Origin of the sequence: Brevibacillus composti (assembly GCF_016406105.1) — a bacterium.
GTDB classification, from domain to species: domain Bacteria; phylum Bacillota; class Bacilli; order Brevibacillales; family Brevibacillaceae; genus Brevibacillus; species Brevibacillus composti.
Window position 1 is genome coordinate 305,494 of record NZ_CP066308.1, and the last position, 17,542, is coordinate 323,035.

Annotated in this window: 18 protein-coding genes; 16 read left to right on the top strand and 2 right to left on the bottom strand. The window is 52.8% G+C overall.

Annotation, left to right across the window (positions count from 1 at the left end; all coding sequences use genetic code 11):
• Positions 1 to 125: 125 nt before the first annotated feature.
• Positions 126 to 725 carry a short chain dehydrogenase gene (locus tag JD108_RS01730; protein ID WP_198828303.1) on the top strand — a complete coding sequence of 200 codons (600 nt, stop codon included), beginning with the start codon at positions 126 to 128 and terminating at the stop codon, positions 723 to 725.
• A gap of 134 nt (positions 726 to 859) precedes the next feature.
• Positions 860 to 1,396 carry a DoxX family membrane protein gene (locus JD108_RS01735; RefSeq protein WP_198828304.1) on the top strand — a complete coding sequence of 179 codons (537 nt, stop codon included), beginning with the start codon at positions 860 to 862 and terminating at the stop codon, positions 1,394 to 1,396.
• 162 nt (positions 1,397 to 1,558) lie between these two features.
• Here the strand turns inward: JD108_RS01735 and JD108_RS01740 are convergent, their stop codons facing one another.
• Positions 1,559 to 2,326: a methyl-accepting chemotaxis protein gene (locus JD108_RS01740; protein WP_198828305.1), complete on the bottom strand. Its 768-nt coding sequence runs from the start codon at positions 2,324 to 2,326 to the stop codon at positions 1,559 to 1,561.
• A gap of 61 nt (positions 2,327 to 2,387) precedes the next feature.
• Between JD108_RS01740 and JD108_RS01745 the strand changes: the two genes are divergently transcribed.
• From JD108_RS01745 to JD108_RS01760, 4 genes are all read left to right on the top strand, one after another.
• Complete coding sequence (locus tag JD108_RS01745; protein ID WP_198828306.1) at positions 2,388 to 2,990, top strand: FTR1 family protein; 603 nt, start codon at positions 2,388 to 2,390, stop codon at positions 2,988 to 2,990.
• Positions 2,991 to 3,004: 14 nt separating this feature from the next.
• On the top strand, positions 3,005 to 3,679 hold the full coding sequence (locus JD108_RS01750; RefSeq protein ID WP_198828307.1) for a response regulator transcription factor: 675 nt from the start codon (positions 3,005 to 3,007) through the stop codon (positions 3,677 to 3,679).
• 2 nt (positions 3,680 to 3,681) lie between these two features.
• Positions 3,682 to 5,088, top strand: coding sequence for a sensor histidine kinase (locus JD108_RS01755; protein ID WP_198828308.1), 1,407 nt, complete (start codon positions 3,682 to 3,684; stop codon positions 5,086 to 5,088).
• 93 nt (positions 5,089 to 5,181) lie between these two features.
• Positions 5,182 to 5,442, top strand: a complete 261-nt coding sequence (locus JD108_RS01760; protein ID WP_198828309.1) for a DUF2573 family protein — start codon at positions 5,182 to 5,184, stop codon at positions 5,440 to 5,442.
• Between the two features lie 43 nt (positions 5,443 to 5,485).
• Here JD108_RS01760 and JD108_RS01765 read toward each other — a convergent pair whose 3' ends face one another.
• A complete protein-coding gene (locus tag JD108_RS01765) occupies positions 5,486 to 5,629 on the bottom strand; it encodes a hypothetical protein (protein WP_198828310.1) in 144 nt (47 codons plus the stop codon).
• Between the two features lie 176 nt (positions 5,630 to 5,805).
• Here JD108_RS01765 and JD108_RS01770 point away from each other — a divergent pair, with 176 nt between their 5' ends.
• From JD108_RS01770 to cas12b, 10 genes are all read left to right on the top strand, one after another.
• Positions 5,806 to 6,789: a quinone oxidoreductase family protein gene (locus JD108_RS01770; protein ID WP_198828311.1), complete on the top strand. Its 984-nt coding sequence runs from the start codon at positions 5,806 to 5,808 to the stop codon at positions 6,787 to 6,789.
• Between the two features lie 39 nt (positions 6,790 to 6,828).
• Positions 6,829 to 7,131, top strand: coding sequence for an ArsR/SmtB family transcription factor (locus JD108_RS01775; RefSeq protein WP_198828312.1), 303 nt, complete (start codon positions 6,829 to 6,831; stop codon positions 7,129 to 7,131).
• 296 nt (positions 7,132 to 7,427) lie between these two features.
• The gene (locus tag JD108_RS01780) at positions 7,428 to 8,429 is read left to right on the top strand and encodes an LLM class flavin-dependent oxidoreductase (RefSeq protein WP_228728391.1); all 1,002 of its coding nucleotides are present in this window, start codon (positions 7,428 to 7,430) and stop codon (positions 8,427 to 8,429) included.
• A 51-nt stretch (positions 8,430 to 8,480) separates the two neighbouring features.
• Positions 8,481 to 9,632, top strand: a complete 1,152-nt coding sequence (locus tag JD108_RS01785) for an NADH-dependent flavin oxidoreductase (RefSeq protein ID WP_198828314.1) — start codon at positions 8,481 to 8,483, stop codon at positions 9,630 to 9,632.
• Positions 9,633 to 9,823: 191 nt separating this feature from the next.
• Positions 9,824 to 10,111: a HesB/YadR/YfhF family protein gene (locus JD108_RS01790; RefSeq protein WP_198828315.1), complete on the top strand. Its 288-nt coding sequence runs from the start codon at positions 9,824 to 9,826 to the stop codon at positions 10,109 to 10,111.
• 52 nt (positions 10,112 to 10,163) lie between these two features.
• Positions 10,164 to 11,072, top strand: coding sequence for an ABC transporter permease (locus tag JD108_RS01795; protein ID WP_323958396.1), 909 nt, complete (start codon positions 10,164 to 10,166; stop codon positions 11,070 to 11,072).
• The gene (locus JD108_RS01800; RefSeq protein WP_198828316.1) at positions 11,062 to 12,012 is read left to right on the top strand and encodes an iron chelate uptake ABC transporter family permease subunit; all 951 of its coding nucleotides are present in this window, start codon (positions 11,062 to 11,064) and stop codon (positions 12,010 to 12,012) included. The genes JD108_RS01795 and JD108_RS01800 overlap by 11 nt, the downstream gene beginning before the upstream one ends.
• The gene (locus JD108_RS01805; protein ID WP_198828317.1) at positions 12,006 to 12,764 is read left to right on the top strand and encodes an iron ABC transporter ATP-binding protein; all 759 of its coding nucleotides are present in this window, start codon (positions 12,006 to 12,008) and stop codon (positions 12,762 to 12,764) included. The genes JD108_RS01800 and JD108_RS01805 overlap by 7 nt, the downstream gene beginning before the upstream one ends.
• A gap of 106 nt (positions 12,765 to 12,870) precedes the next feature.
• Positions 12,871 to 13,863 (top strand): siderophore ABC transporter substrate-binding protein, encoded by a 993-nt coding sequence (locus JD108_RS01810; protein ID WP_198828318.1) that lies wholly within the window; start codon positions 12,871 to 12,873, stop codon positions 13,861 to 13,863.
• Positions 13,864 to 14,213: 350 nt separating this feature from the next.
• A complete protein-coding gene (gene cas12b / locus JD108_RS01815; RefSeq protein WP_198828319.1) occupies positions 14,214 to 17,540 on the top strand; it encodes a type V CRISPR-associated protein Cas12b in 3,327 nt (1,108 codons plus the stop codon).
• Positions 17,541 to 17,542: the final 2 nt, after the last annotated feature.

Below are 17,542 nucleotides of genomic sequence, written 5' to 3' on the forward strand. Positions count from 1 at the left end.
CTGATTTTCCTCCGGCTTTTTGCCCTCAGCGATGGGAAAAGATGCGATTCGGCAAATTCTCTTGTATACAGTAGGGGGGTATGGTATTATCGTTACGAAGAAGAACAAGAGTGGGAGGGCAACTAATGAAAATTCTCATCGTAGGCGCGTTCGGTACGATTGGCAGTGCGGTACATAACGATCTGGCATCTCGGCATGAAATCATCACTGCGGGGCGAAACGGAGCAGATCTCACAGTGGACATTCGCTCCCCTGAAAGCATATCCGCCATGTATCAGAGGGCGGGTAAGGTGGATGCTGTAATTAATACAGCAGGGGATGCACACTTCGGTTCGCTTTTGGAGCTGACGCCGGAGCTTAATGAGATTGCGATTTTGAGCAAATTAAAAGGACAGATTAATCTCGTCCTGCTCGGCATGCATCATGTCAACGATCACGGAAGTTTTACGTTGACGAGCGGGATCGTCATGGATGATCCGATCAAAGGGGGGGCTTCAGCGGCTATGGCCGGCGGCGCTGTCAGGGCTTTTGTCCAATCGGCAGCTATTGAAATGCCTCGCGGGATCAGAATTAACCATGTAAGCCCGACCCTGCTGGAGGAATCGATATCTACATACGGTCCCTATTTTCCCGGCTTTGAGCCCGTGCCTGCCAGGAGGGTCGTGCAGGCCTACCGGAAAAGCGTCGAAGGCAGTCAAACCGGGCAAACGTACACCGTGTATTAAGAGCCTCGGGTTACGACACTACGCAATGATCAGGGTTTTCTCCTCCACGATTCAGGGAGCTCCCTGAGTTACTGCACCCTCGCTCTCTCGTACAATGAAAGCATGAAAACTGATCAACGAGGGAGTAGATTGCGATGATGGACTGGCTTCGATCGAATATCTATGCGAGCGGCGCGTTAGCCTTGATTCGTGTGTATCTCGGGTGGGCATGGTTGACAGCCGGTTGGCATAAAGTAACGTCCGGTTTTGATGCGACCCAATATTTATCCAATGCCATCAACAAACCGGTGATGGAGAGCGGGACGGGGAGCCTGATGTACCCCAATTTCGTCGGTTTTTTGAAAAGCTTCGCTTTGCCCAATGTCGAGCTGATCAACCTGATGATTCCATGGGGCGAATTCCTGGTCGGCCTGGGCCTGCTGCTCGGAATATTGACGACGGCCGCCACGTTCTTCGGATTGGTGATGAACTTCATGTTCCTGTTTGCGGGTACCGTATCTTCGAATCCGTGGATGATCCTGCTCGGGGGCATCATTCTGGCAGCGGGCTTTAATGCGGGTCGTTTGGGCGGAGACTATTGGGTCGTTTCGTATCTCCGGACGACACTCTTTCCGCGCTTTGCACGGAAAACGCCGCATCTTCGGGTCGTAACCAAGGCTTGGCCTAGATAGTGGGGATATCAGATACAGCCGGGTCGCATTTCATATTCGTCCGCCCGGCCAACATGATGCAGAAGCGGGGGATGCCAGCCGAACCGGACCGCGAATGGATCCGGGGATAACGGCAGGACATCTCCCGCTTTTTTTCAATTTCGAGCGACCATCATGAAGTGCCTATAGCTTAAATTTTGAGACGAGCTGCTGCATCTCGTCGGCAAGCCGGGAAAGCGAAGCGGCGGACGAGGTGACCTCTTCCATGGAGGCGAGCTGTTCCTCGCCGGCCGAAGCGACGCTCTGCGAGTAGGCAGACGAGGTTTTGGCGATCTCATCGATGGCCTCTACGGATGAAGCAATGTCCTGGCTGCTTGCGGACAGGACGGTCGTCGTCTGTGCAACATCCTGTACCTGGTGGGCAACATCCCGTACCTGGTGGGCAACCTCCCGCAAGGTATGCAGGATGTTGGCGAATTTCTCCTCTGTGGCGTGGACGATGTCCAGTCCGAAGCGCACCTCGTCCTGCACCTGCTTCATGGAGGTGACCGAGCCTTGCGTATCTCCCTGAATTTCGATGATCAGAGCGGCGATTTGCTTGGCGGATCGGGTGGATTGCTCTGCCAGCTTTTGCACCTCGCCTGCGACAACCGCAAAACCGCGCCCCTGCTCACCAGCGCGGGCCGCTTCGATAGCGGCATTGAGCGCCAGCAGATTGGTTTGATTGGCGATGCCCTGGATGACATCGATAATGTCGCCGATTTGCTCGGAACGTTCGGTCAGCCTGGAGATCATCAGATGAGAATGTTCGACGGTTCCCTGGATCTTTTCCATCTGTCCGACGACCTGCTTCAGTGACTCATTTCCCTCTCCCGCTTGCACCGAGGAGGTGTGGAATCCGCTGACCAGCGTCCCGATCTCGTCGCGACTTTTCGCTGCGGGCAGTTCCACCTGCAAATTCCTCCTCTATCTGTCTAATCTTTCCCTTTCCTTACATTTTGGGATTTCAAACATGGTGACAATAAAAGTTTTTTTGTCACGCTTTGTTCATCTATTGTTCATCGTGGTTCGTTATATTGTTTGCGGAGTGATCGTCTCGGTTGCCGTGCAGCCCGAGGTGCTCCATGCTTGTCTGTCCACCATTTTTAAAGGAAGAGGGGATAATCACATGTACGCAGGTCTTTATTTTACGCATATTGCAGGTTTGTCCGTCTGGTTTGGCGCTTTGGTGATACTCATGCTTTTGCTTCGCGGAGCGAGAGTGCCGGGTGAACAGCAAAAGCTGGCGGCTGTTTTGACAAAAGGGAAGGTGTGGCCCACTTTGCAGGCAGCGGCAGCGGCGGTCCTCGCATCCGGGATCGGGCTGATGATCACGGCCGGCATGATCGGGAAAAGCAAGCCGCTTTGGCTGAAGCTGATGGAGGAAGCGGGCGGCATGGTTGCACTCCTGTTTGTGATTTTAGTAACATGGTTGGCACGAAGTATGCGCAAGGCGTTGAAAGAGGAGAATGAAACACGCTTTGCCCCGATCATAAAACGACTCACGGCGGTTACCGTGACCAGCGCTGCGGCGATTGCGGCTGTCGTGCTGATTGTCAGTCTGAGATTGACGTAGACGGAGGGATAGGGATGAAGACGACCATTCTGGTTGCAGACGACGACCCGCATATTCGGGAGCTGCTCCGCTACTATTTGACCAAAGAGGGCTATCAGCTCGTCGCAGCGCAAGATGGAGTGACGGCGTCCAGGCTGCTGGAGCAGGAACAGATTCATCTGGCTGTGGTCGATGTGATGATGCCGGGGAAAAACGGTTGGGAGTTGTGCCGGGAGATTCGGGAAAACTACGACATCCCGGTTATTCTGCTGACGGCCAAGGGGGAAGTCAGAGACAAGGAAAAGGGGTTTTTGGCCGGCACTGATGATTATTTGACCAAGCCGTTTGAGCCGCAGGAGCTGTTGTACCGGATCAAGGCTTTGCTGCGCCGGTATAAAATGGTCAGCAAGCAGATCATCATCCTTCATCAGACTGTGATTGACCGCATCAGCCACGTCGTCAAAGTGGGGGAGGAAACGATTCATCTGCCGCTGAAAGAATTCGAGCTTCTCTCCCAGCTTGCCAGCTTTCCGGATCGGACATTTACCCGGGCGGAGCTCCTGGAGCTGATCTGGGGAGATGATTTCGAAGGGGATAGCCGCACCATTGATGTCCATATCAAAAGGCTGCGTGAAAAATTCGTGGGCAAAACGGATGACTTTACGATTACCACCATACGCGGCCTCGGCTATAAGCTGGAGGTGCGCTGACGGTGAAATCGCTCTATGTGAGGCTGGTGGCCACCTTTATCGCGATTCTGTTCGTCAGCGGGACATTGGGCTTTTTGCTGGCCAATGCCTACTACCAGAAAAACCTGCGGGCGTATAACGAGCAAAAAATTGCGCGAATCAGCCAGGAGATCATCTCCCTATATGAACAGAACGAATCGATGGATGTGCGCGAGTACCTGAAGCGGATTGCCAATCTGAACTTTCAGCTCTACTTGATGGATGCCAGCGGGGAGGGCATGCTGTTTGGCGCTCCGTTTCGGGAGCAGGAGATTGATCAAAAGATCGTGGACAGGGTGCTCAAAGGCGATATCTACCGGGGGATATTGGAGGAAGAGCACAGCCTGTTTGTGACCGGTTTTTTTGAAAATACGCTAAAAAACAGCATCGGGATGCCGCTGAGGGCGGAGGGGAAAACCTACGCCCTGTTCGTGCGTCCCAATATCCAGCAGCAGTTCGGAGAGGTTCATATTCTGTTTTCCCTGCTGCTGGCGGCCACTTTCCTGCTCAGCATTCTCTTTATCCTCGTCTTTACCCGGTATTTGGTCCGTCCAATTAAACGTTTGACCAAGGCCACGAAGGAGCTGGCCGGAGGGCAGTATGACATCGAGCTGGACATCTCGCGCAAGGATGAGATCGGCGTGCTGGCGGTCAACTTTGCACAGATGGCGCAGTCGCTTAAACAGCTGGAGGAAATGCGGCAGGAATTCGTCTCCAACGTCTCTCATGAGATCCAGTCGCCGCTCGCGTCGATCCAGGGATTTTCCCAGGCGATCCGTTCGGGCGAAGTGTCCGAGAAGCAGCGGGAGAACTATCTGGCCATCATTGAGCAGGAGAGCAGACGGCTGTCCGCGCTGAGCAAGCAGCTTCTGACCCTGGCCTCGCTGGAAAAGGAGACGAGCCTCTACGAGCCTGTCCGGTATCGATTGGATGAACAAATCCGCCAGGTGCTTTTGATGCTGGAGCCATCGTGGCGGGAAAAAGGCCTGGAAATCGACCTGGAGCTGCCGGAGACCACGATTTACGCGGATAAACATCTGCTTAATCAGGTATGGATCAACCTGATTGGCAACAGCATCAAATTTACCGAACCGGGCGGCTCCCTGTTTGTCGGCATTCGCTATGACGGAGACATCGTGGTGACGGTGAAGGATACAGGGGTGGGCATTTCGGAAGAGGAGCTCAAGCACATCTTTGAACGCTTTTACAAAGGGGACAAGTCCCGCAACCGGAACAGCACGGGCAGCGGCCTGGGCCTGTCGATCGCCAAAAAAATTGTGCAGGTGGCGGGCGGCAGCCTGCAGGTCGAAAGCAAGCTGGGGGAAGGCACGGTGTTTACGGTCCGGCTGGCCAAGGAGAATCGCAGACTAGCAGACAGGCAGGGAAAGTAGACGAAGCAGGAGAAACGGGCCAAGATACGAATACATGTAGAGAACATCTGGCGGGTCACAATAGGTAGAGGCCCGGAAAGTGAGGTTGTCTGCATGGAGACAAAGAAGGACGCTCTGGTTCCAGAGCTGGAGGAATTGGTATATAAGTTTACGGAGCTGTTGACGGGGGAGGCTACCCCCGAGCGTGTAGAAATGGTGAAGGTCTGGTGCCTGTACGCCCACATGTCCAAAGTGATGCCTCCGCTGATCCAGCATTGGAGCAGCGAGCCGGATCATCAGGAAGCCAAGGCGCAAATCCGGGAGATCATCGAACAGATCAAGCAGTGGAACCAGACGAAAAATCAGAAGCACTGAAGACAAAAAAAGGGCTGACGACCGCGGGCAGCCTTTTTCTTTTTCAAGTGGGCAGATTGGTTCGTTTGGCGGTCTCCTCGTTCATCTTCTCGTACAGCTCCTCATGATCCACATCGAGATTGGTGCGAATTCCGATGATCGGACTGGAGGGGGGCGGTGCGATGACCCTGTCGCCGGCATGATCCATCCATCCTCCTTTTCTGGTTCGCTCGCGCTTCGTATAACCAATGCCGTCACTTCCACGAATCAGACCGGTCCCGAAAAAGAGGAGACAATGTGCTCGCCCGGAAGGAAGAGAGGGGGCGCTTACGGAAAAGAAAAGGGAGATGGAAAAAGAGTGCAAAAAGAAAAGGGGGCAGAGATATGAAGGCAGTGCTCGTAACCGCTTTTGGCGGGACAGAAGGAATGGTTTATTCTGATGTGGAGATGCCTGCTTGCGGTCCCAAACAGGTATTGATTCGGGTCGTGAAAACGAGCGTCAATTTTGCCGACATCAAAGCGCGCTACGGCAAAAAGGGCGGCGGCAAGCTCCCGTTTATCCCCGGATTGGATGCAGTCGGGATCGTCGAGCGCGTGGGCGAGGAAGTGGAGGCTGTCCAGGTAGGGCAGCGGGTTATGGCCTTTCCGCATAACGGCTCCTATGCCGAGTACATCGTGGCGGATGAAATGCTCACGTTTGCCCTGCCGGATGAGCTCGATTGGGACACGGCGGCGGCTTGTCCGATCGTATCGTTTACGTCATACCGGCTGCTGGCTGACGTAGCCCGGCTGGAGCCGGGAGAGACCGTCTTGATCCACGCGGCTGCCGGCGGCATCGGGACCACAGCGACCCAACTGGCCAAGCTGCTCGGCGCTGGACGGGTCATCGGCACGGTAGGCAGCCGCAGCAAGGCGGAGATTGCGCTGGAGGCCGGGGCCGACTGCGTCATTGCGACAGATACAGAGGACTTTGCCGAAAAGGTGAAGGAATGGACAGACGGAGAAGGAGCCCATGTCATTCTGGACTCGATCGCGGGCACGGTCACGGAAAAAAGCATAGAATGTCTGGCTCCCTACGGACGCCTCGTCCACTTTGGCAATGCCGGCGGCCAAATCGGACAGATCAAGACGATCGACCTGCATGCCAGCTGCCGCTCGGTTCTCGGATTCAGTCTCGGGACCACCCGCAGCAAACGGCCGCATCTGTTGCGGGAGACGGCTAGGCATGTCCTGCCATACCTGGCTGACGGCCGGCTGAAGATGAAGATCGGCAAGCATTTTCCGCTGGCAGAAGCGGCAAAGGCCCATGACTGGGTGGAGAGCAGGCAGAGCACCGGGAAAGTGCTGCTCGACGTGCGCGAACCTTGATTCATTGACATATCGCAATTTCACGATATAATAAACCGCATGGATCCCCTCTTGATTTTTAAAGCGTTGTCCAATGAAACGCGTTTGCAAATTCTCGATTGGCTCAAGGACCCGGAGAAACACTTTCCCCCGCAAGAAGGAGGAGACTGCCGCAAAATCGGGGTGTGTGTAAGCCATATTCAGGAGAAGGCCGGCTTATCGCAATCGACTGTTTCTCAGTACCTGTTGACGCTCCAGCGGGCGGGCTTGCTGGAAGTGTACCGCTACGGGCAATGGACCTATTACAAGAGAAATGAAAAAACGCTGCAAGAACTGTCCCGCTATATCGGCCAGGAGCTGTAGAGAGCCGGCGGCCAAGCCGCAGGAACAAGGATTGCTCCACCGGAAGTAGGGCATAGTGATATACATGGACGGGGTTTTTCGCATCGGAAACCTGTTTGGAAGACCGCCGAGCCATGTATATGCGATTTCTTCATATCTATAAATCTAAATATCCCGATATGTATATTTTGTGGTGGGGGATCCCATCATTTCCTACCGAGAAAGGATGAACAGTGTTGGCGGATTGGAACGATAACAAAAGCAGCAGCAACCATCAAACCGACGGAGGCAGCGAGGAGACAAAACAGCCGAAAAAACTGAGCGAAACTCCGCTTTCCATTCTGGACCTGGTCCCCGTATTGGAGGGAGGGACGCCGGCAGATTCCTTCCGCAATACGCTGGATCTGGCTCAACATGCGGAAAAATGGGGATACCACCGGTACTGGCTGGCGGAGCACCACAATATGCCGGGGATTGCCAGTTCGGCTACCTCCGTGGTCATCGGCTATGTGGCCGCGGGAACTTCCAGCATCAGGGTAGGATCGGGCGGCATCATGCTCCCCAACCACTCCCCGTTGGTAATCGCGGAGCAGTTCGGCACCCTGGAATCCCTGTATCCCGGGCGAATCGATCTGGGGCTGGGACGGGCGCCGGGTACGGACCAGCCGACTGCCCGCGCTCTTAGGCGTGAAAACAGGAGCAGCGGGGAGGATTTTCCGGAGCTTTTGGCCGAGCTGCGCCGCTATTTCCAGCCGCCTACTGACGGAGCGGAGATGCCGCGCGTGCGCGCCTTTCCGGGCGAGGGTTTAAACATTCCGATCTGGCTGCTCGGCTCCAGTCTGTTTAACGCACAGCTGGCGGGGATGCTGGGGCTCCCGTTCGCCTTTGCCGGTCAGTTTTCACCGGACCACATCCTCCCGGCACTCCGGCTGTACCGCAGTGTCTTCCGCCCGTCCGAGGTGCTGGATAAGCCGCATGCAATGGTCGGGATCAACGTGATCGCGGCGGACGACGAAGCGGAGGCGAGACGGCTCTCTACTTCGCAGCAGCAGAGCTTTCTCAGCCTGATCCGAGGCAAGCCGCAGAAGCTGCAGCCGCCCGTGGACAGCATGGAGGATCTGTGGGCCGATTATGAGAAGGCCAGCATCGAGGCGCAGTTGAAGGCGACCATCGTCGGCGACCCGGCCCAAGTGAAGGAACAGCTCCAGGCATTTCTGGACGAGACGCAGGCTGACGAGCTGATCATCAACGGAGCGGTCTATGATCATCAGGCCCGCCTGCGCTCATACGAAATCATCGCCGAAATCGCCCAGGGGTAAAGATCCTGCCATCCGGACAGCCTATGTAAAGAAAACAAGGAGAGAGCTGCTATGAACGAAAAATATGCACCGCTATTTGAACCATACCCCCTGCGAAGCGGCATCACGCTGAAAAACCGCGTCGTCATGGCGCCGTTGACCAATTATTCTTCCCATGATGACGGGACGGTGTCCGACGCGGAGATCCGCTATTATGCCCGCCGCGCAAAGGGCGTAGGCATGGTGATTACCGCTTGCATCTATGTTACGGAAAACGGCAAGGGCTTCCCCGGCCAATTTTCCGGTACGAGCGATGAGATGATTCCCAGCATGAGGCGGGTCGCATCGACGATCAAAGAAAAAGGCGCACAAGCCGTGCTGCAAATATTCCACGCCGGACGGATGGCCCCGCCCGAACTGGTTCCCGGCGGAGACGTCGTCAGTGCCAGTGCCGTCTCGGACAATCCCGACACAGGCGTAGTGCCGCGCGCTCTGGAAGAAGAAGAGATCGAGGAGATCATCCGCGGATTTGGGGAGACCACGCGCCGCGCGATTGAGGCCGGCTTCGACGGAGTGGAGATTCACGGCGCCAACTTTTACCTGCTGCAGCAATTCTACTCGGCCTATACCAACCGCCGCACGGATCGCTGGGGAGGATCGCGAGAAAAGCGTCTCGCCTTTCCGCTGGCCGTCGTGGACGAGGTAAAACGGGTGGTCGCCAAGCACGCGGAACGCCCCTTCCTCATCGGGTACCGCTTTTCCCCGGAAGAACCCTACCCGGATGGCATTACGATGGAGGATACCTTTGTCCTGGTAGATGCGCTGGCGGAGAAAGAGCTGGACTACCTCCATGTATCGCTCCAGCATTTCTGGTCCAAACCGAGACGGGGCGCCGATCCGAACCGCACCCGGATCGAGCAGATTCAGGAGCGTCTCGCCGGACGCACGGCTTTGATGGGGGTAGGCTCCATCTACACGGCCGATGATGCGCGGGCAGCCATCGAGACAGGCGTCCCCCTGATCGCGCTGGGGCGCGGCATCATCATCGAACCGGAGTGGGTGGAAAAAGTGCAGGAGGGAAGAGAGCAGGAGATCGCCACGACGGTGAGACCGGACGCCCAAGAGCGGCTGGAGATCCCGGGTCCGCTCTGGGAGCGGATGATGACGGTGGAAGGCTGGTTCCCCGTGGAAAAAGAATCGGCTGCACATTTGCAAACTAAATGATTGAATTAGTCTGTTAAGTTCCTTATACTACAGGTAGAGCATACTTTGATTCAGGCTGCTTCCCCGCAGCAGATGGCGACTTTTACCTTGGGTACGTCCACTTGTCTCCCAGGTGCCATTTGTCCGGAGAAGCAGCCCTCTCTTTTCCTGTATCCCTCACTTGCTGGTTTTGCCGAAGGAGGCATTCTCACATGAACATGACAGTTACACCCGCTGCACTCGCCTGGTTTCAGGAAGAATGCGGCTTCCAACCCGGGGACTATGTCCGCTTTTTTGCCCGTTACGGCGGCAGCAGCACGATCCAGGACTCCTACTCCATGGGCTTTACCCGCGAGATGCCGGACAGCATCGGGCTGTCTACAGTAGCGGGGGGCATTACCTTTTACATCGTGGAAGATGAGCTCTGGTATCTGGATGGCAAAGAGATGACGGTGGATTATCGGAAGGATCGCGATGAGATCGTGTATTCCTATGCGTGAATAGGTAAACAAATCGTGCGGTTTTGGGTTTCCCGGACTGCCCTAACATTGCTTGATCGAGCCCGCAGCCTTTGCCTGCGGGCTTTCGCTGGATCTGCTGAGTCTGACGGACGATCAGGTGGAGATTTTGCTGGTGAGCAGGCTGCCGCGCTTGATCAGCATCATCATCGCGGGGGTCAGCATGAGCATCTGCGGTCTGATCATGCAGCAGCTGAGCCGCAACAAATTCGTCTCGCCCACCACGGCAGGGACGCTGGATTCTGCCCGGCTGGGCATACTGGTAACGCTGATGCTGTACACCACTGCCAGTCCCTTGGTCAAAATGCTGGTCTCCTTCGCGTTTGCCCTTTTGGGGACGTTTGCGTTCATGAAGATTCTCGACAAAATCAAGTTCAAGGATACGATTTTCATTCCGCTGGTGGGCTTGATGTTTGGCAATATCATCAGCTCGCTGGCTACCTTTATCGCGTACAAATACGATCTCATCCAAAATATGTCGGCCTGGCTCCAGGGCGATTTCTCCATGATCATGAAAGGCCGCTACGAGCTTCTGTACATCAGCATCCCGCTCTTGATCATCGCGTACCTGTACGCCAACAAGTTTACGATCGCCGGCATGGGCGAGGATTTTTCCAAAAACCTCGGCCTCCCGTACAAACAGGTGCTGCATATCGGTCTGATTCTCGTGGCGCTGATGACTTCTTCCGTGGTGCTGACCGTCGGGATGATTCCTTTTCTCGGTCTGATTATCCCGAACATTGTGAGCATCTACCGGGGCGACCACCTGAAAAGCAGCCTGCCGCATACAGCCCTACTCGGAGCTGTCTTCGTCCTGTTCTGCGATATATTGGGGCGGATCGTCATCTACCCGTACGAAATCTCCATTAGTTTGACCGTTGGAGTGCTCGGCAGCGGCATCTTTGCTTACTTGCTGATGAGGAGAAAGGCATATGGCATATAGGACAAAAACAAGCATACTGGCGCTTTTGGCACTCATCTTGGTGGCAATTTTTATGACGATCAAAGCGGGCGGCAATTGGGACTACATCCTGCTCCTGCGGGGGAAGAAGGTGCTGGCCATCATCCTGACGGGAGGGGCCATCGCGTATGCCACCCTGGTGTTTCAGACGATTACGAATAACCGCATACTGACCCCGAGCATCATGGGATTGGATTCACTGTACTTGATGATTCAGACCTTCGTGATTTTTCTGTTCGGCTCGAATGCCCGCATGATGATCGACAGCAATCTCAATTTTCTCTTGTGTGTAGCGCTGATGGTGCTCTTCTCGGCCCTTCTGTACAAGATTCTGTTTAAGCGGGATCAGCAGAATATTTACTATTTGCTCTTGATCGGCATCATCTTTGGGACGTTGTTTCAAAGCCTGGCGACATTCTGGCAGGTGCTGATCGATCCCAATGAATTTCAGGCCGTTCAGGACAAAATGTTCGCCAGCTTCAACAACATCAATACCAAGCTGCTCGGCATAGCCGGAATTTTGCTGGTGCTGGTATTTGCGTATGTTTGGCGGTTTACCAAGTATCTGGACGTCCTCTCGCTGGGGCGGGAGCAGGCGGTGAATCTGGGCATTGATTACGATGATGTCGTCAAAAAGCTGCTCGTCGGGGTAGCGATCCTGATCTCCATCGCGACGGCACTGGTCGGCCCGATTACCTTCCTCGGCCTGCTCGTCGTCAACGTCACCTACGAGTTCATGAAAACCTACCGGCACGCGTACCTGATCCCGGCTTCCGTGCTGATCAGCGTCATCGCACTGGTCGGAGGACAACTGATCGTCGAAAGAGTGTTCACCTTTTCCACGACGCTGAGCGTGATCATCAATTTTGTCGGCGGCATCTACTTTCTCTATCTGCTGCTGAAGGAGAGGAAATCATGGTAGAGGTAAAACATGTGTCCAAAGCCTACGGCCCTAAAACAGTGGTGGAGGATGTCACGATGACCATCCCCAAAGGGAAAATCACCTCCTTTATCGGTCCCAATGGGGCGGGCAAAAGCACCTTGCTGTCGATGATCAGCCGCCTGATCGGCAAGGATGCGGGCGAGATCTACATCGATGGCGTGGAAATCAGCCGCTGCAAAAGCACGGACCTGGCCAAGAAGATCTCCATCCTCAAGCAGTCCAACCACATCAGTCTGCGGCTCACCGTGCGCGAGCTGGTTTCCTTTGGCCGCTTTCCCTACTCGCAGGGGAGGCTGACGGACCTGGATGAGAAGCATATCCAGAAGGCCATCCACTACATGGAACTGGAAAGCATGCAGGACAAATATCTGGACCAGCTCAGCGGCGGACAAAAGCAGCGCGCTTTCATCGCCATGGTCATCGCCCAGGATACCGAATACATCCTGCTCGATGAGCCGCTGAACAATCTGGACATGAAGCATTCCGTGCAGATCATGAAGATCCTGCGCAAGCTGGTCGACGACCTGGGGAAGACGGTGGTGATCGTCATCCACGACATTAATTTCGCTTCCTGCTATTCCGATGTGATCGTGGCGCTGAAGGACGGGAAGGTGGTCAAAATGGGGACGACCGATGAGATTATCACATCCCCCGTCTTGAAAGAGGTCTACGACATGGACATCCCGATCCAGCACATCGATGACAACAAGATTTGCATTTACTTTTCCTGACGCAAAGGAATTGGCTTAGCGGCATCGATTCGATGGTTGACCGGGAGATATCTCTTTTCGGGCGGCCGTCGATGCAAGATAAAACATTCTCTTATGAGGTGAAACCATGAAGAAGTTGGCTTTGTTATTCATGATCGCCGTCCTGGCTGTCTTTGCGGCAGCGTGCGGCTCTTCCAGTTCCAGCACGACCGGGGGAACCAATGCTTCCGCAGGGCAGCCCCAAGCGGAAGCCCCGCAGGGTGCGCAGACCCCGGCAGCGGCCGAGGAATTGACGATCAAGCACGAGCTGGGCGAGACAAAGGTAAAGAAAAACCCGCAAAAGGTCGTGGTGTTTGACTTTGGTACGCTGGATACACTGGAAAAGCTGGGCGTGGAAGTAGCCGCATTGCCGAAGACCAGCATTCCGAAGTACCTGGAAAAGTTCAAGGACGACAAGTATGCCAATGTGGGCAGCCTGAAAGAGCCCGACTTTGAAAAAATCAACGAGATCAAGCCGGATCTGATCATCATTTCCGGCCGCCAATCGGCGATGTACGAAGAGTTCCAAAAAATTGCCCCGACGATTTATTTGGGCGTGGACACCGCACGGTACATGGACTCGTTTACGGAAAATACAAAAATCATCGGACAGATTTTTGGCAAGGAAGCCGAAGTCGACCAGGCTTTGGCCAAGATTAACGAGGAGATCAAGCAGCTGCATGACAAAGCCTCTGCCAGCGGAAAACAGGCGCTGATCATCCTGGCCAATGACGGCAAGGTGAGCGCCTACGGACCGAACTCCCGCTTTGGCATCCTCCATGACGTGTTTGGCTTTGCGCCGGTAGACAAGAATATCGAAGTGTCCACGCATGGACAAAGCATTTCTTTCGAATACATCGTGGAGAAAGATCCCGATTACCTGTTCGTCGTGGACCGCGGTGTCGTGGCCGGCGGACAATCCTCCGCGAAGAACGTGGTGGAAAACGAGCTCGTCTCCAAAACAAAGGCATACAAGGATGGACATATCGTGTATCTCAATCCGGACTTCTGGTATCTCTCCGGCGGCGGGCTGATCTCCGTAGAGGAAATGGTGAAGGAAGTAGAGGCAAGTTTGAAATAGAGTAGATAAAAGCTTGAAGTCGAACTGAAGGAAACAGCAAGCGGCATCGAAGGTAGTTTACCGGAGTTTGACACCGGATCGCGAAGGGGCCTTTCCAGGAGGGAAGGGTCTCTTTTTATTTGAAAGGTAAGAGTATGCGAGTCTGGCAGGTTGGCGTTCCCAAGAAAAAAAGAGCTAGATAGAAAGGAAAATAGCAAAGTCGCTTAACCACTTAAACAGACTTATGAGGCACTTCCCGAGCGGTCCTTCTTAATAACACTATTAAGGGTAAAGAAAAAATTGGATATAATGGAAACAGCTAAATAATTTATTTAGAAAATAAACGAACTAAGAAAGGCAGGGAGTCCCTTATGGCAATAAAAAGCATGAAACTCAAGCTGAAGACAAAGTCCGGTTCAAACGCACTTTCCATAAGAAAAGGGCTATGGAAAACACATGAGATGATGAATGCCGGGATAGCCTATTACATGGAATGGCTTACCTTGCTCCGTCAGGAATCCATCGGATTACGCTCCAAAGAAGAATTACGCCTGGAACTGATCTTGAGGTTAAAGAGACAACAGCAACAAAATGGTTATGTGGGAGATTCGTCAAACATCCCTGAAGAGGTTTTTACCGTCTTGCGTGAATTATACGAGTGTATCGTCCCTTCATCTGTAAGGCAGAGCGGTGATGCTCAAGTCTTGAGCCGCAAGTATCTGAGCCCCCTTGTCGATCCAAAAAGCAAGGGAGGTGAAGGGGAATCGAAAGCGGGCAGAAAGCCGGGCTGGTTGTTGAAGCAAGAAGCTGGTGACCCATCGTGGGAGCAAGACTACGAAAAAGCAAAAAAACGCAAAGAGTCCGATCCGACTGCAAGATTGATGCAAAAGTTGAGAGAGTATGGCCTCAAGCCCCTCTTCCCATTATTCACAAACGAACAAAAGGAAATACAGTGGCTCCCTTTAAAAGAAAACCAGTATGTACGAACGTGGGATCGGGACATGTTTCAACAGGCTATCGAGCGTCTCCTCTCTTGGGAGTCCTGGAATCTGCGTTTGAAAGATGAACGTGATGAACTGCTGCAAAAAGCAGTACGGTTTGAACAGAATTATCTGATAGATGCGGATGAATGGATGGAACCGCTAAAACAATACGAATTGGCAAGAGCGAAAGAACTGGCCCAGGTAGCAGAAGCGCCCGTTACCGACTTCATGATCACCAAAAGACAGATCAGAGGCTGGAAACAGCTTTCCGAAAAATGGGGAAAACTTGATAAAAATGCAAGTGAAGAGGACTTCATAGCGATAATAGCCGAGGTACAGAGCAGTATGCCGAAAGAGTTTGGAGACCCGATACTCTTTCGTTTCCTTGCCAGACCTGAGAATCACTGGATTTGGCGTGATCACCAGGACCGATTGTTTCTCTTCCAGACGTATAATGAGTTGAAGAGGCGTTTGGCTCAGGTAAAGGAACAAGCAACATTTACACTTCCAGATCCCGTGAATCATCCCCTGTGGATTCGGTTTGATGCGAGAGGGGGAAACTTGCATGATTATGATCTGTGGCAGGAAAGCAGGAAAAGCCGTTCACGTCAAACCGTGACATTTAGCAGTCTGATTATGCCTTCCGATCAAGGCTGGGAAGAGCAAGCTGACGTAGAAGTGGAGATCGCTCTGTCCAAGCAGTTTTATCGTCAAGTAAGAATTCAGGACCATACAAAAGGAAAACAAGAGATCATTTTTTATGATTACAGTGTACACAGCGGGAAACCCGCCAATATACCACTTCATGGTTATTTGGGTGGAGCGAAGATTCAGTTTGATAGAAAGCATCTGGAAAAGAATCGGGATAAGGTAGCCCTAGGGGAAATTGGCTCTGTTTTTCTTAATGTCACGGTAGATATTGAACCGTTCCAGCCGTTAAAGAATGGTAGATTGCAAACTCCTTTGGGACAGGTTTTAAAGGTATTGCCCAAAGAGTGGCCAAAAGTAATCGAGTACAAGCCGTCGGAACTGGAAAATTGGTGGAAAGAGACCTTGGATGCCCAAATCCTCTCCACAGAACAAAAGAAGGGGATAGAATCACTTTCTGCCGGAATGCGGATCATGACAGTGGACATGGGCATTCGCTCTTCGGCGGCAGTATCTATTTTTGAGATTGCTACAGAAAGACCAACGGATTCCAGCAAATTATGCTTTCGCCTGCCAGATAACGATCTGTATGCAGTGCATTGCAGAAGTTTACTGGTGAACCTCCCCGGCGAAAAGCCGGATAAGCGTATCCGGGAGGCACGCGAGCTGAGAACAAATCAGCGCTACGGGGTACGACAGTTAATCAGAATGCTGAGCAATATCCAGAGGCTCCATAGCAGGGAAACAGAAGCGGAACGCCTGAAAGCCGTGACTGATTTGGAGCAAGCACTATGGCAGAATGAAAACGTAACTCAAGTTGAGCGAGATCAGCTAATTCCAGTGTTACGCGAATTGCTTCAAAGGGTGACGGCAGATCCTGATGTTTGGACCGAGCAAATAGAAAAGACATATCGGGAACTGGAAAGATTGGTGGGTGCTGCTTTAACCAAGTGGAAAAAGTCTTTTGGTCCCGGCAGGAGAAACCTAGCAGGTTTGTCCATGTGGAATATAGAGGAACTGGAAAGTCTGCGTCGCATGCTAATTTCTTGGAGCAAGCGGAGTAGAAGGCCTCAGGAAAAAAATCATCTTCAAGAGAAGGAGCAATTTGCACAGGGTTTACTGACTCACATACAAGAGGTGAAAGATAACCGTTTGAAGCAAATGGCTAATTTAATCGTAATGACAGCACTTGGCTACAAGTATGTGGACAAACATGCAAAATGGGTAGCCAGCTATCCCGCCTGTCAGATCATCTTGTTTGAAGACCTGAGCAGGTATCGAATGAAACAGGATCGTTCACGCATGGAAAACTCTCTGTTGATGAAATGGGCACATCGCAGTATCCCCAGACACACGTGGATGCAAGGTGAACCATTTGGGTTACAGGTGGGGGATGTCAGGTCGGAATTTTCATCCCGTTTTCATGCACGAACCGGTGCTCCAGGCATTCGTTGCCATGTAGTCACGGAAAAAGATATCAACAACCCGTTGTTTAAAGACCAGCTTCTTCGAAAAAATTTCTTAAAAGAAGAGCAGTTTCAGTACCTTCAGCCAGGAGACATCGTTCCGATGCAGGGCGGAGAACTGTTTGTCACATTGTCTGGACCAAATAGTCAAGATGTCATTTTGATTCATGCGGATATTAATGCGGCTCAAAATCTTCAGAGGAGGTTTTGGACGCGAAACCAAGAGATATTTCGAATTGTTTGCCAGGCTGTTGAATACGAGGGTAACGTTGCATTTGTTCCAAAATACGAAAAACGTCTGGGTAAAGGTTTGTTGGTCAAGCGATTTGCAGATGAACAGGTATATAAATGGGACGCGCAAGCCAAACTTAAAAGTAAAAAAGCCTTACCGGACGATTCATACGAATCTGAAGACGGGGAAGAATCCTTTGAAGGTCTGGAAGAAGCAAAAGAGGTTCGCGGCGAATATAAAACCTTGTTTCGCGATCCCAGTGGAACATTCTTTCCAAGCGATACATGGCGACCACAGGTAGAATTTTGGGGTATCGTAAAAGCCAGACTGGAGAAGCTGCTCAGAGAAAAAATATTGACGGGTCGTTAGGG